13 protein-coding genes are annotated in these 12,573 nt (G+C 70.5%); 6 read left to right on the top strand and 7 right to left on the bottom strand.

Annotation, left to right across the window (positions count from 1 at the left end; genetic code table 11):
- The first annotated feature begins 59 nt into the window (after positions 1 to 59).
- From ABD808_RS10650 to ABD808_RS10625, 6 genes are all read left to right on the top strand, one after another.
- The gene (locus tag ABD808_RS10650; RefSeq protein ID WP_344893741.1) at positions 60 to 1,328 is read left to right on the top strand and encodes an extracellular solute-binding protein; all 1,269 of its coding nucleotides are present in this window, start codon (positions 60 to 62) and stop codon (positions 1,326 to 1,328) included.
- 22 nt (positions 1,329 to 1,350) lie between these two features.
- Positions 1,351 to 2,322, top strand: coding sequence for a carbohydrate ABC transporter permease (locus ABD808_RS10645; RefSeq protein ID WP_344893738.1), 972 nt, complete (start codon positions 1,351 to 1,353; stop codon positions 2,320 to 2,322).
- Positions 2,319 to 3,212, top strand: a complete 894-nt coding sequence (locus tag ABD808_RS10640; protein WP_344893735.1) for a carbohydrate ABC transporter permease — start codon at positions 2,319 to 2,321, stop codon at positions 3,210 to 3,212. The genes ABD808_RS10645 and ABD808_RS10640 overlap by 4 nt, the downstream gene beginning before the upstream one ends.
- Positions 3,209 to 4,666 (top strand): glycoside hydrolase family 3 protein, encoded by a 1,458-nt coding sequence (locus ABD808_RS10635; RefSeq protein WP_344893732.1) that lies wholly within the window; start codon positions 3,209 to 3,211, stop codon positions 4,664 to 4,666. Before ABD808_RS10640 ends, ABD808_RS10635 begins: the two co-directional genes overlap by 4 nt.
- 107 nt (positions 4,667 to 4,773) lie before the next feature.
- On the top strand, positions 4,774 to 5,238 hold the full coding sequence (locus ABD808_RS10630; protein WP_344893729.1) for an RrF2 family transcriptional regulator: 465 nt from the start codon (positions 4,774 to 4,776) through the stop codon (positions 5,236 to 5,238).
- Positions 5,239 to 5,570: 332 nt separating this feature from the next.
- Positions 5,571 to 6,050, top strand: a complete 480-nt coding sequence (locus ABD808_RS10625; RefSeq protein ID WP_344893726.1) for a zinc finger domain-containing protein — start codon at positions 5,571 to 5,573, stop codon at positions 6,048 to 6,050.
- Between the two features lie 12 nt (positions 6,051 to 6,062).
- Here the strand turns inward: ABD808_RS10625 and ABD808_RS10620 are convergent, their stop codons facing one another.
- The 7 genes from ABD808_RS10620 to ABD808_RS10590 form a co-directional block, all read right to left on the bottom strand.
- Positions 6,063 to 6,575, bottom strand: a complete 513-nt coding sequence (locus ABD808_RS10620; RefSeq protein WP_344893723.1) for a hypothetical protein — start codon at positions 6,573 to 6,575, stop codon at positions 6,063 to 6,065.
- A 146-nt stretch (positions 6,576 to 6,721) separates the two neighbouring features.
- Positions 6,722 to 7,189, bottom strand: a complete 468-nt coding sequence (locus ABD808_RS10615) for a Dps family protein (protein ID WP_344893720.1) — start codon at positions 7,187 to 7,189, stop codon at positions 6,722 to 6,724.
- Positions 7,190 to 7,335: 146 nt separating this feature from the next.
- On the bottom strand, positions 7,336 to 7,689 hold the full coding sequence (locus ABD808_RS10610; protein WP_344893717.1) for a helix-turn-helix domain-containing protein: 354 nt from the start codon (positions 7,687 to 7,689) through the stop codon (positions 7,336 to 7,338).
- Between the two features lie 111 nt (positions 7,690 to 7,800).
- Complete coding sequence (locus tag ABD808_RS10605; RefSeq protein ID WP_344893714.1) at positions 7,801 to 9,105, bottom strand: CinA family nicotinamide mononucleotide deamidase-related protein; 1,305 nt, start codon at positions 9,103 to 9,105, stop codon at positions 7,801 to 7,803.
- A 473-nt stretch (positions 9,106 to 9,578) separates the two neighbouring features.
- Positions 9,579 to 10,187 (bottom strand): CDP-diacylglycerol--glycerol-3-phosphate 3-phosphatidyltransferase, encoded by a 609-nt coding sequence (gene pgsA, locus ABD808_RS10600; protein ID WP_344893711.1) that lies wholly within the window; start codon positions 10,185 to 10,187, stop codon positions 9,579 to 9,581.
- A complete protein-coding gene (gene rimO, locus ABD808_RS10595; protein ID WP_344893708.1) occupies positions 10,184 to 11,608 on the bottom strand; it encodes a 30S ribosomal protein S12 methylthiotransferase RimO in 1,425 nt (474 codons plus the stop codon). The genes pgsA and rimO overlap by 4 nt, the downstream gene beginning before the upstream one ends.
- A gap of 131 nt (positions 11,609 to 11,739) precedes the next feature.
- The gene (locus ABD808_RS10590; protein WP_344893705.1) at positions 11,740 to 12,495 is read right to left on the bottom strand and encodes a helix-turn-helix domain-containing protein; all 756 of its coding nucleotides are present in this window, start codon (positions 12,493 to 12,495) and stop codon (positions 11,740 to 11,742) included.
- Positions 12,496 to 12,573: the final 78 nt, after the last annotated feature.

Genomic DNA, 12,573 nt, shown 5'->3' with positions numbered 1-12,573 from the left:
ATCCCCGCTTGCACCGCAGGCCACAAGGCCGCGCGAGGCGATGCCGGAAAGGATCCCCAGTGAAATACATCAAGATTGCGGCCGCGGCGGCCGCGATCGCCCTGGCCGCCACGGCCTGCGGGGGCGATGGTGACGACGCTGACGAGGGCAAGGGTAAGGACCCGGCGCAGCTCAAAGTCTGGATGATGGGCGAGGGAACGCCGGAGCAGACCAAGTTCCTTGACGCCGTCGAGACCGACTTCAAGGCCAAGCACCCCACCACGGACGTGCAGATCAAGTACGTTCCGTGGCCGCAGGTGGCTACAACGTTCCAAAAGGCGGCGGCCGGTGGCGAGGGCCCCGACGTCACCGAGCTGGGCAACACCGACGTCCAGTCCCACGTCGAGCAGGGCAACCTGGCCGAGATCACCGACGACTTCAACGGCTGGGCGGACGGCAAGACGCTGAACAAGACGGCGCTCGCCAACGACCAGGCGGACGGCAAGACCTACGCCGTGCCGTGGTACGGCGGCGTCCGCGCCGTCTGGTACAGGACGGACTGGTTCCAGGAGCTCGGCATCCAGCAGCCGAAGAACTGGGCCGACCTGACCGCCGCGGCGAAGAAGATCCAGGACTCCAAGAAGGTGCCCGGCATCGGCGTGCCGAGCGACCAGACCAACGCGCTGCTCAGCTTCATCTGGGGCAACAACGGCGAGGTCGCCACCAAGCAGGGCGACAAGTGGGTGGGTCAGCTCGACCAGCCCGCCGCCGTCGAGGCCGCGAGCTACTACGCGGGTCTCGTCGCCAAGGAGAAGGTCGCCCCCGAGAAGTACATCGGCAAGAACGAGCTTGAGGGCCCGCAGCGCGACTTCGCGCTCGGCAAGCTCGGCATGTACTTCGACGGCAGCTGGTCGCTCAAGGAGATGAAGAAGATCTCCGACAAGGACGTCGACAAGTGGGGCGTCTTCCCGATCCCGGCCAAGGCCGGCGGGAACGCGCCGGTGATGGCCGGCGGCTCCGACCTCGCCGTCTGGAAGGACAGCAAGGCCAAGTCCGTGGCGTTCGACTACATCACGATGCTCAACAACGCCAAGAACGCCAAGGCGTGGGCCGACTACAGCGGGTTCTCGTCCATGCGTTCGGACGTCTCGTTCTCCGACCCCAAGCTGCAGATCTTCACGCAGATCGCCACCAACACCAAGTTCCCGCCGATCAGCGCGGGCTGGGGCGAGTTCGAGCAGGCCAAGAAGGTGCTGCCGAACGCCATCAAGGCGATCATGCAGGGCAAGCCCGCCGCCGACGAGATGAAGAAGGCGAACGAGCAGGCCAACACCCTGCTGAACCCGTAGTACCCGGCTGATCGGAACGTCCATGCTCGACACCGCTCCAGCGGTGGGGAAATCGCCCGGCCGGAGGTCCTCCGGCCGGGCGCGGTCCCGCCGCAGGCCCCGCCTCGGGCCGTACCTGCTGATCGCGCCGACCGTGGTCGTGATCGCCGTCCTGATGTTCTGGCCCATGATCCAGATCGGGATCATGTCGTTCCAGAAGGTCGGCAACCGCCAGTTGCGCGGGGAACCGGCCGAGCAGGTCGGATCCGAGAACTTCGACACCATCTTCCATGACGAGCTCTTCTGGCAGTCCCTGCGGCACACCGTGCTGTTCGCCGTCGTCGCGGTGACGCTCACGCTGATCGTCGGGACGCTGGTGGGGCTGCTGCTCAACAAGCTCGGCAAGCGAATGTCGTCCTTCGTCGCGGGCGGCGTGATGATCGCCTGGGCGACCCCGCCGGTCACCGCGGCGATCATCTTCACCTGGCTGTTCGGCTCGACCGGCGGCGTCGTGAACTGGTTCCTGGACCTGCTGCCGAACTTCCTCGTCGGCGGCGGCTGGGACGACTACAACTGGTTCGCCAAGCCGCTGTCCACCTACACCGTGCTCACCGTGTGCGTCGTCTGGCAGGCGTGCCCGTTCGTGGCGGTGTCGGTGCTGGCGGGCCTGAAGAGCGTCCCCGGCGAGCTGTACGAGGCCGCCCGGGTGGACGGCTCCGGCCCCTGGCGGACGTTCTGGAGCCTCACCTACCCGATGCTCAAGCCGATCTTCCTCGTGCTGGTCGTCATGTCGATCATCTGGGACTTCAAGGTCTTCACCCAGCTGTTCATCATGTCCGGCCTGGCCAACCGCGACGCCTTCAACCTGTCGCTGTACGGCTATTCCGAGGCGTTCGGCTCGCTGAATCCGAAGCTCGGCATGGGCTCGGCGATCGCCGCGGTCCTCACCGGGATCCTGCTGATCGTCACCGCCCTGTACGTCCGGGTCATGGTCAAACAGGGGGAGACGAAATGACGGCCACGACGGCGCGGCGCCCCGCCGCGCACGCGGGCGGCCGCCGACCCGGCGGCAGGCGCTGGCGGAAGATAGCGCTCAACGGGACGGGCGTGCTCGTCTTCGTCCTCGCGGTCTTCCCGGTCTTCTGGATGGTGTCCACGGCGTTCAAGCCGAACACCGAGATCTTCAGCACCACGCCCAAGCCGCTGCCGTCCCATCCGACGCTGGCGCACTTCGACCTGGTGCTGAACGGCGGCATCGCGGAGGTGTCCTTCTGGGCGTACTTCCGCAACAGCCTGATCATCGCGCTCGTCACGGTCGTGGTGTCGAGCCTGCTCGCGCTGCTGGCCGCCGTCGCGGTGGCCCGGTTCCGCTTCCGGTTCCGCACCACGTTCCTGGTCATGCTGCTGATCGTCCAGATGGTGCCGGCCGAGGCCCTGGTCATCCCGCTGTTCCTCGACCTCAAACGGATCGACCTGCTCAACAGCCTGCCCGGCCTCGTGATCGTCTACGTCGGGTTCGCGGCGCCGTTCGCCATCTGGATGCTGCGGGGATTCGTCGCCGCCGTGCCGCGCGAGCTGGAGGAGGCCGCCGCGATCGACGGCGCCGGGCCGATCCGCACGTTCTTCCGCGTCATGCTCCCGCTCGTCGCGCCCGGACTGGTCGCGACCAGCATCTTCTCCTTCATCACCGCATGGAACGAGTTCATCTTCGCCTACACGTTCCTGGAAGACCAGGACAAGTACACCCTCCCGATCATGCTGCAGTTCTTCTTCGGCCGCAGCGGTAACGCTTGGGGGCCCATCATGGCGGCGTCAACGCTGCTCACCATTCCCGTCATCGCGTTCTTCCTGCTCGTCCAGCGCCGGATGGTGTCCGGCCTCACCGCAGGGGCGGTGAAGGGGTGACGACCGGCGACAACGCGACAGAGGCCGAGATCGGCCGGCTGGCACGCGGCACCCTCCTCCCGTCCTTCCCCGGACCCACCGCACCGCCCTGGCTGCTGGACGAACTGGGAGCCGGCCTGGCCGGCGTCACCCTGTTCGCCCTCACCGGCAACGTGCAGAGCCCCGAGTCGCTGGCCGCGCTGACCGCGCAGATGCGCAAGGCCGGCGACCCGTTCGTCACGATCGACGAGGAGGGCGGCGACGTCACCCGCCTCGGCGGCCACCAGACGGGCAGTCCCTACCCGGGCAACGCGGCGCTCGGCGCCGTCGACGACCCGGAGCTGACCCGGCGGATCTACCGATCCATGGGCGCGGAGCTGGCCGAGGTCGGCGTCAACTTCAACTTCGCGCCGTCGGTGGACGTCAACACCGCCGACGACAATCCCGTGATCGGCACCCGCTCGTTCGGGTCCGACCCGCGGCTGGTGGCCCGGCACGCGGCCGCGGCCGTCACCGGCACGCAGGAGGCGGGCGTCGCGGCCTGCGCGAAGCACTTCCCCGGCCACGGCGCGACCGTGGACGACTCGCACCTGTCGATCCCGCTCGTCGACGCCGACCTGGAACTGCTGGACCGGCGCGAGCTCGTCCCGTTCCGGGCGGCGATCGAGGCCGGCACCCGCGCGGTGATGACCGGGCATCTCAACCTGCCCACCATCACCCGCGGGGTGCCGGCGACCCTGTCGCCCGACGCGATCACGGGGCTGCTCCGCGAGCATCTCGGCTACCGGGGCGTGATCGTCACCGACGCGCTCGACATGCAGGGCGCGAGCGGCGCGATCGGCATCCCCGAGGCGTCCGTGCGGGCCCTCATCGCGGGCGCCGACCTGCTGTGCCTCGGGCCGAAGGAACACGCCGAGACGCTCCAGGCGACGCTCGTCGCCATCGGCGAGGCCGTCCGCGCCGGACGGCTGACCCCGGAGCGGCTGCGGGCCTCCGCGGAGCGCACCGGGGCGCTCAAGGAGTGGCTCGCCGGGCCCTCCCCCGCCGACGTCGACCGCGCCGCCGGGCTGGAGGCGGCCCGCCGCGCCATCCGCGTGTCGGGCTCGCTGCCCGGCTGGGACTCCGCGCCGCTCGTGGTGGAGTCGGAGTCCTCCGGCAACATCGCGGTCGGCCCGACGCCGTGGGGGCTGAGCCCCTGGGCGCCGGACGCGATCCAGGCCAACGGCGCGGAGGGGACGGCGGACCACGCCCTGGACAGGGCCAGGGGACGCGGTCTGATCGTCGTCCTGCGCGACGCGCACCGGCACGCGGGCCAGCGCGCGCTCGCCACGGCGCTGCTCACGGCGCGTCCCGACACGGTCATCGTGGAGATGGGTCTGCCGGTCTGGCGCCCCGGTTCCGCGACCTACATGGCCACCTACGGCGCCGCGGCCGCCAACGCCCAGGCCGCCGCAGAACTGCTCGGGCTGTGCTGACGGAGCGCTGAAGCCCGCGGTGTGCCCACCGGACAAGAGCCCGGTTCCGGTGGGCACACCGCGCCCCGGTTGCCGGAGCAATGTGATCGGCAAGGGATAATGACCATATGAGATTGTCCGCCCGGGTCGACTACGCGTTGCGCGCCGCCGCCGAGCTGGCGGTCGCCGGGAGTAGCCCGGTGACCGCGGTGCAGCTCGCCGAGGCGCAGCAGATCCCACCGAAATTCCTCGAGAACATCCTCGGTCAGTTGCGCAGGTCCGGCATCATCCGGAGCCAGCGGGGGCCCGAGGGCGGCTACTGGCTGGCGCGACCGGCCGAACAGATCTCCCTCGCCGACATCATCCGCGCCATCGACGGGCCACTCCTCGGCGTGCGGGGCGAACGTCCCGAACACGTGGGCTACCAGGGGCCCGCCCGTTCACTCCAGGACGTGTGGATCGCGCTGCGCGCCAGCGAGCGCTCCATCCTGGAACAGGTCACGCTCGCGCACATCGCCGAGGGCAAGCTGCCCGAGCGCATCCGTAAGCTCACCGAAGACCCGTCCGCCTGGGAAAGCCCCTCCTTCATCTAGGCCCATGCCAGAGGGCGACGTCGTCTGGCTGACCGCCCGGCGCCTGCGCGAGGCGCTCGCTGTGTCTATTGCAGTGCACTCCTCCTTCGGGCCCTGGGGGCCCTCCATCGTCGTGAACTGCGGTGCGATCGCTGCATCGCTCTCGACTCGCTTCGCGATCAGGGTCTCGCTTCGCTTGCCCCTGCCTTCGGACGCGATCGCAATGGGTGAGGTCCCTGCGTGGTCTGTGTGGATGGTCGCGGTGGAAGGCTCCGCTACTCGGCACGCGGGCTGAGCGAGTCCGCCTCATCTCGGCGAACGCGGAGTCGCAGGCGGTCGGCTACTCCCTCGGTATGGTCGACCTCCTGCGCACCGCCGACGAGCACAAGGCCGTCGGCCATCTGGGCCCCGACCTGCTCGATCCCGACTGGCGTCCGGCCATGGTCGCGGACGCGGTCGACCGTCTCAACGAGCAGCCTGGGCGGGCCGTTGGCGAGGCGCTGCTGGACCAGACCCGTCTGGCCGGGATCGGGAACGTCTACAAGGCCGAGATCCTGTTCCTGCGCGGCGTCAACCCGTGGACCCTGGTTCGGGACGTCTCTGACCTGCACGGCCTTGTGGAGCTCTCTCACCGACTCCTGGACCTCAACAAGAACCGGCATGGCCACGTCACCACCGGCGACACGTCTCGGGGCCGCGAACACTGGGTCTACGGGCGGGCCCCCAAACCCTGCCGCCGCTGCGGGACGGCGATCAAACGCGCGCCCCAAGCGTCCAACGGCGGACAGCGCACGACCTACTGGTGCCCCCGCTGCCAGCCCGCCCCCGGCTAACCGGCGCGCCACCTACAGCACTGTTACCTCGCCGTGGACGATGGTCAGTCCCGCTTGGGGGGCGCCGACGTCGCAGCCCGGGCCGTTGGGACGGGTCGCTTCAGGGATGAGGTCGACGCGCCGGTCGAAGAACGTCCGGCCGTGCACGTCGCGCAGTCTGAGCGTGACCTGGACGGGTTCGGTCGGCAGGCCCTGGACGTTAGCGAACCCGAACTTGCCCGCGTCGGGTGAGCTGGACGCGGAACACACGGTCGAAGCGTCGGCGTCCGCGTCGCAGTTCTTCGACACGGTCCACGTGGCCGATCGCAGCTCGATCCGGGGCTCGTGGCAGGTGTCGTCCCAGCACACCCGCAGGGACGCGGACGCGGTGCGCGCGGCCTCGGGAGGCGGGACCGTGAGGCTGAGGCCGGGACGGGAGCCGACGTCCGTGCACGGGTGACCCGCGCCGTTCCCCTCGGTGCCGCACGCCGCGAGGGCGAGCAGCGCGGCGGCGAGCGCCACGGATCTCGCCAGCGGGACGGTCATGACACATGATCACCACACTTGGGCCCAACACTTCGCGAAACCCCAAAACCGGACTAAAAGCCGCGCGGCCCCGGCCCGCCGAAACATCGGTCGAGCCGGGACCGCGATCGAACCTCAGACCCAGGTCGGGCCCGGGTTCCGGGTCGTCAGGTCTGTGCCTGGAACATCCAGTGTTGCTTCTCGAGCTCGCGGGCGATGGCGATGAGCAGGTCCTGCGTCACGGGGTCCGGCTCGTCGGTGGCCGTGATGCGCTCGCGGAACCGCGCGATGATCTGCGCCAGGAGATCGGTGATCGCGGCGACGACCTTGTCGTCGGCCAGGTAACCGGCCTCCAGTTGCGGGTTCTTCGTGCGGTCGGCGACCGTGCGGGCACGGCCGTCGGGGTTCACCCCGATCGCCACGGCGCGTTCGGCGACGTCGTCCTGGCCGCCGCGGGCGAGCGCGACGATCTCGTCGAGATGCTCGTGGACGACCTTGAAGTTGCGGCCGGTGAGGTTCCAGTGCGCCTGCTTGGCGGTCAGGGAGAGGTCGATGAGGTCGATGAGGGAACCCTGCAAAGCCTCTCCGGCGACCTTCTGCGCGTCGTCGGGGAGCGGGCTCTTGATCGCCGCCATGATGGGCTCCTTCCGCGTCATTACGGTTATCCGTTACAACACGGGACCCTCCCCGCGAATGCCGCGTTCATGCGTGAGGCCGCGCACACCCGCGGCCCCGGGTCAGGGCATGGACGCTCCGCGTGACACGCGGCGAACGGCCCGGGTCAGGCCGCCACCATGTCGGCGCGGAATTCGCCGGTGATCTCCTCGGGCGTCTCCGGAATGCTCTCGGCCGTGATGCGCTCGTGCTCCGGCGCGCCCGCCATCACGGGCTCGTGCTGCAGCTCGGCGAGGGCCAGCTGGTCCGCCACGTCCCTCAGCACATGGGACAGCGGAACGCCGAGCGCCTTGCAGATCGAGGACAGCAGTTCCGACGAAGCCTCTTTCTGCCCCCGTTCCACCTCGGACAGGTAGCCGAGTGACACCCGCGCCGCCGCGGACACCTCACGGAGGGTGCGTCCCTGGCGCAGCCGCAGCTGCCGCAGTACGTCACCGAGCAGCTGGCGAAGCAGGACCATCGTCTCGCTCCCTCCCTCAGTTCGGACCATCTGCCGGTTCCACCGTACCCGCCTTGACGGTGGGCATGGCAGACCGTTGAATTCGTGTTCGCTCGGAACGTAACGCTGTAATCAGCCCGACTCTTCCCGATCCGCCCGGGCGGACCCGGCCCGATCCTCGACATCGAGCCCAAGCAGGATACGTCTCAGCAGCTCAAGGGCGTGCACGACGGTCATCCGCCGGATCACGGCGCGCGTCTCGGGACCCGGGCCCGGCACGGGAAGTCTCGGACTGGTCACGATGCGGAGTCCCCCCGGACCGGCCAGACCGATGAAGATCGTGCCGACGGGGTGGCCGTCCTGCGGGTCGGGCCCCGCCACACCCGTCACAGCGAGCCCGTACGTCGCGCCGAGCGCGTCCCGTACCCCGGCGGCCATCGCGGCGGCCACGTCCGGGTGGACGGCCCCGTGCTCGTCCAGCAACCCCGCCGGGACGCCGAGGAGCCGGTGCTTGACCTCGGTCGCGTACGTCACCATGCCGCCCGCGAACGTCGCCGACGATCCCGGCGTCGCGGTCAGCTCCGCGCCGATGAGCCCGCCGGTCAGCGACTCGGCCGCCGCGACCGTCGCGGACCGCTCGGCGAGCACCCGGTGCACGACACGGGCGAGCGACTCGTCCTCCGCCCCGTACACGGCCGTGCCGAGCAGGTCCCGGACGCGCGTCTCGACCTCCGCGAGCCGGTCGGCGGCGCCGGGGCCCGCGACGGTGATCCGGATCTTCACCTCGGACGGGTCGGGCAGGTAGGCGAGCCGCACCCCGTCCATCGCCTCCACCTCGGCGAGCCGCGTCGCGACGACCGACTCCCACATCCCGGCGGTGCGCAGCGTGCGGCGCGCGACGGCGGGCAGCCCGGCGATCTCCGCCAGCTCCGGCAGCACCACCTCGTCCACGATCGTGCGCATCTCGAACGGGACGCCGGGCACCGCGTAGACGATCCCGCCGGGCAGTTCGACGCGCAGGCCGGGCGCCGAACCGGCGGAGTTGGTGAGGATCCGCGCGCCCTCGGGGACGTCCGCCATGCGCAGCGCCATCGGCTGCAACTCGCGTCCGGCGCGCGCGACCCGGTCACGGAGCCGCCGCTCCAGCGCGGGGTCGCGGACGAGCCCGACACCCGCCGCCTTCGCCAGCGCGTCGCGCGTCAGGTCGTCGTAGGTGGGGCCGAGCCCACCGGTGGTGATCACCGCGTCGGCGCGGCCGAGCGCGGCGGCCACCGCCTCGATGATCACGTCGAGCTCGTCGCCGACGACGACGCTGCGGGTCACCTCGACGCCGTGGTCGGCGAGCCTGCGGCCGAGCCAGGCCGCGTTCCCGTTGACCGTGTCGCCGAGGAGCAGCTCGTCCCCGATCGTGAGCAGTTCGACCCGCGTCACGTCCATCCCCGCCTTCCCGCTCCGCACCGGTGTCGGTCCCCGTCCGGCCACCCGAATGTAGCGGTACCGGTCGCGGCGGGACGGGCCCGGCCGTCCCCCGGTTGACGGGGAAAAACGACCGATTGAGGACGTGCGCGACGGCGGGTGATCGTATCGGTCCAATGGGATTTCCCAGTTCGCTCGCCCACGAAAAGCGAGGGCCGTGTTTTGTGTCCCGCGACGGAACCGGTTCCGCCTCAGCATGCGGCGGGCATGCTGGTGGGGACACGGATCGTCGCCCCGGGACGATCACTCCCAGTCCACCAATTACCGGAGACGCAGGTCACAATGTGAGTCAAGCCTCATTCGCTCGATTCGTCCGCACGGGGATTCACAGGGATAATTGTTCACGCGGCACCGAAGAGCGGGGCTGCGGGAACACGACCGGGGTGGGCGTGCTCCCGCAGCCCATCGGTACTCAGGACGTCCCGGACGGTTCCTCAGGACGTCTCGGACGGTTCCGCCGCGCCGGGCGCCCGCCAGAGCCGCCACGCCTGGACGAGATAGTCGACCCCCGTGACCACGGTGACGATCAGCGCGGCGCCCATCGTGACCCAGCGCGCGAAGTCGAGCGGCCCCGGCAGGATGTACAGGCCGATGGCGATCACCTGGAGCATCGTCTTCAGCTTGCCGCCCTTGCTCGCCGGGATCACACCGCGGCGGATCACGATGAACCGCAGCACGGTGATCCCGATCTCGCGGACCATGATGAGGGCCGTCACCCACCACCACAGCTCCCCCATGATGGACAGGCTGACCAGCGCCGCGCCGGTCAGCGCCTTGTCCGCGATCGGGTCGGCGATCTTGCCGAAGTCGGTGACCAGCCCCCGGGACCGGGCCAGATCGCCGTCGATCTTGTCGGTGATGGAGGCGGCCGCGAAGACGACGAACGCGGCGAGGCGCCAGCCGGTGCCGTCCACGAAGAACAGCCAGACGAAGACGGGGACGAGCGCGATCCGGACGATCGTCAGCGCGTTCGCGACGTTCCACACGCCCGCCGGGGGCGGATCGTGCGACCCCGCCACCGGCTCCCCGGCGCCCGCGATCATGACAGGTCCGCGACGAGGTCCACGCCGTCGCTGCCGGTGACGCGGGCGGTGACGATCTCGCCGAGGGCGGCGGCCGAGCCGCGGACGCGGACCGTCCCGTCCACCTCGGGCGCCTGGTGCTCGGCGCGGCCCTCCAACTCGCCGCCGTCGCCCTTGTCCTCCAGCAGGACGTGGACGTCGGTGCCGACGCGGTCCTCGGCGCGCTGCGCGGTCAGCTCGTCGGCGAGGCTCGCGAGCTCCTCGACGCGGGCGGCGATCTCGGCGGGGTCGAGCTTGCCGTCCAGGGCGGCGGCCTCGGTGCCGTCCTCGTCGGAGTAGCCGAACACGCCGACCGCGTCCAGGCGCGCGGCGGACAGGAACTCGGCGAGCTCCTCGAAGTCGTCCTCGGACTCGCCGGGGAACCCGACGATGAAGTTGGACCGGACGCCCGCGTCCGGGGCGAGGGCGCGGATCTGGTCGAGCAGGCCGAGGAACCGCTCGCGGTCGCCGAACCGCCGCATCGACCGCAGCACCGGGCCGCTCGCGTGCTGGAACGACATGTCGAAGTAGGGGGCGACGCCCGGCGTGCCGCAGATCGCCTCGATCAGCCCCGGACGGGTCTCGGCGGGCTGGAGATAGCTGACGCGGACGCGTTCGACGCCGTCCACGTTCGCGAGCTGCGGCAGCAGTTTCTCCAGGGCGCGCAGGTCACCGAGGTCCTTGCCGTAGGACGTGGAGTTCTCGCTCACGAGGACCAGCTCGCGGACGCCGTGACCCGCGAGCCACCGGGCCTCCTCCAGCACCTCCGCCGGGGGACGCGACACGTACGCGCCACGGAACGCCGGGATCGCGCAGAACGTGCAACGGCGGTCGCACCCAGAGGCCAGCTTCAACGGCGCGACCGGCCCGCCGCCGAGCCGCCGCCGCAACACCCGAGGCCCGGACGCCGGAGCCACGCCATCCGGAAGTTCGTCCGGTGCCCCGTGCCCGGGGATCGCGGTACGCGAGCCGTGGCGTTCGACCGGGGAGATGGGCAGCAACGTCCGGCGGTCGCGCGGCGTGTGCGCCTCGCGGGCGCGTCCCGCCATGACGTCGTCGAGCCGGTCGCCGATGTCGGCGTAGTCGTCGAAGCCGAGGACCGCGTCCGCCTCCGGCAGCGCCTCGGCCAGCTCCCGGCCGTAGCGCTCGGCCATGCAACCGGCCGCGACGACCTTCGCGCCGGAGCCGTGCGCGGCGAGCAGCGTGTCGATGGAGTCCTTCTTCGCGGCCTCGATGAACCCGCAGGTGTTGACGACCACGACGTCCGCGCCACCGACGCCGTCCGCGCCGTCGCCCGCCAGGTCCCAGCCCGCGTCCTCGATGCGCGCGGCGAGCTCCTCGGAATCGACCTCGTTGCGGGCGCAGCCGAGCGTGATGAGCGAGACCTTGCGGCGTGTGGACATCCCCCTAAGGTAATGGCCCCGGGCCCCCGCGAGCACCAGCGACCTCACCCCGAGGTCAGGCGGATCACCGCGCGATAGGACCCCGCTCGTCCGATCAGGCCAGTCATTGTGGGGACGCCCCCACACCCCGGTCAGGCGGGGGCGGGATCGTCCTTGTCGAAGCTGAGGCGCTGGACGCCCTTGCCCTTGCCGGGCGAGCCGAGGTCCTTGCCGTTGACGGTCAGGTCGAGGCTGCCGCCGACGCCGATCACCAGCTTGACCTTCTTCTTGGCGGTGAAGACCTTCTGCTCGTCCTCGCGGAGCATGCCACTGAAAAGCGTCTTGCCGCCGTCGCCGCGAACGTTCAGCCACGTCGCGTGCTTGGCCTGGACCCGGACCTCGACCTTCGTGCGCGGCGCGACCGCGACCGGGTCACGGTCCTTCGGCGGCGCGGACGTCCTCGGTGCCGACGTCGTCGGCGCCGGCGTCCCGGCGACCTGCTGCGCGGTGCGCCGCTCACCCGCGCCGTCGTGCCCGAAGATCTGGAACACCCCGTAGATCACCACGGCCGCGAGGGCCAGCGCCATCGCGGCGCTCCAGTTCGGCGACCTGCGCTCGCGGAACGCGACGGGCTGCTCCGGCTCGAACGCCGACACCGCCGACACGGGTTGCGGCGCGCCACCGTGCGTCGCGTCGAACTCCGCGACGAGCGGTTCCGGATCGATGCCGATGACGCGGCCGATGCTGCGGATGTGCCCGCGCGCGTAGAAGTTGCCGCCACAGGCGGAGAAGTCGTCGGCCTCCATGCCGCGGATGACGGTCTCGCGTATCCGCGTTTGGAGACTCACCTGGGTCACCGAGAGACCGGCCCGCTGACGCTCCTCCGCCAAGGTCTCACCGATGCTCACGCCGGGCCTCCTTCGAGGGCGTTCGTGGCCGATCTTCCGCGACTCCAGTCTAGGAACGGCAATGCCCACTCGGCGACA

This window comes from Actinomadura meridiana (assembly GCF_039537545.1).
In the GTDB taxonomy this organism is placed as follows: Bacteria; Actinomycetota; Actinomycetes; order Streptosporangiales; family Streptosporangiaceae; genus Spirillospora; species Spirillospora meridiana.
The sequence above is the reverse complement of the archived record's forward strand: the minus strand, read 5'-3'. Positions and strand labels throughout refer to the sequence as shown.

Coding starts and splice junctions, on each gene's coding strand:
- ABD808_RS10645 (WP_344893738.1), top strand. CDS start 1,351: ATGCTCGACACCGCTCCAGCGGTGGGGAAATCGCCCGGCCGGAGGTCC.
- ABD808_RS10640 (WP_344893735.1), top strand. CDS start 2,319: ATGACGGCCACGACGGCGCGGCGCCCCGCCGCGCACGCGGGCGGCCGC.
- ABD808_RS10630 (WP_344893729.1), top strand. CDS start 4,774: ATGAGATTGTCCGCCCGGGTCGACTACGCGTTGCGCGCCGCCGCCGAG.
- ABD808_RS10625 (WP_344893726.1), top strand. CDS start 5,571: ATGGTCGACCTCCTGCGCACCGCCGACGAGCACAAGGCCGTCGGCCAT.
- ABD808_RS10620 (WP_344893723.1), bottom strand. CDS start 6,575: ATGACCGTCCCGCTGGCGAGATCCGTGGCGCTCGCCGCCGCGCTGCTC.
- ABD808_RS10615 (WP_344893720.1), bottom strand. CDS start 7,189: ATGGCGGCGATCAAGAGCCCGCTCCCCGACGACGCGCAGAAGGTCGCC.
- ABD808_RS10610 (WP_344893717.1), bottom strand. CDS start 7,689: ATGGTCCTGCTTCGCCAGCTGCTCGGTGACGTACTGCGGCAGCTGCGG.
- ABD808_RS10605 (WP_344893714.1), bottom strand. CDS start 9,105: ATGGACGTGACGCGGGTCGAACTGCTCACGATCGGGGACGAGCTGCTC.
- pgsA (WP_344893711.1), bottom strand. CDS start 10,187: ATGATCGCGGGCGCCGGGGAGCCGGTGGCGGGGTCGCACGATCCGCCC.
- rimO (WP_344893708.1), bottom strand. CDS start 11,608: ATGTCCACACGCCGCAAGGTCTCGCTCATCACGCTCGGCTGCGCCCGC.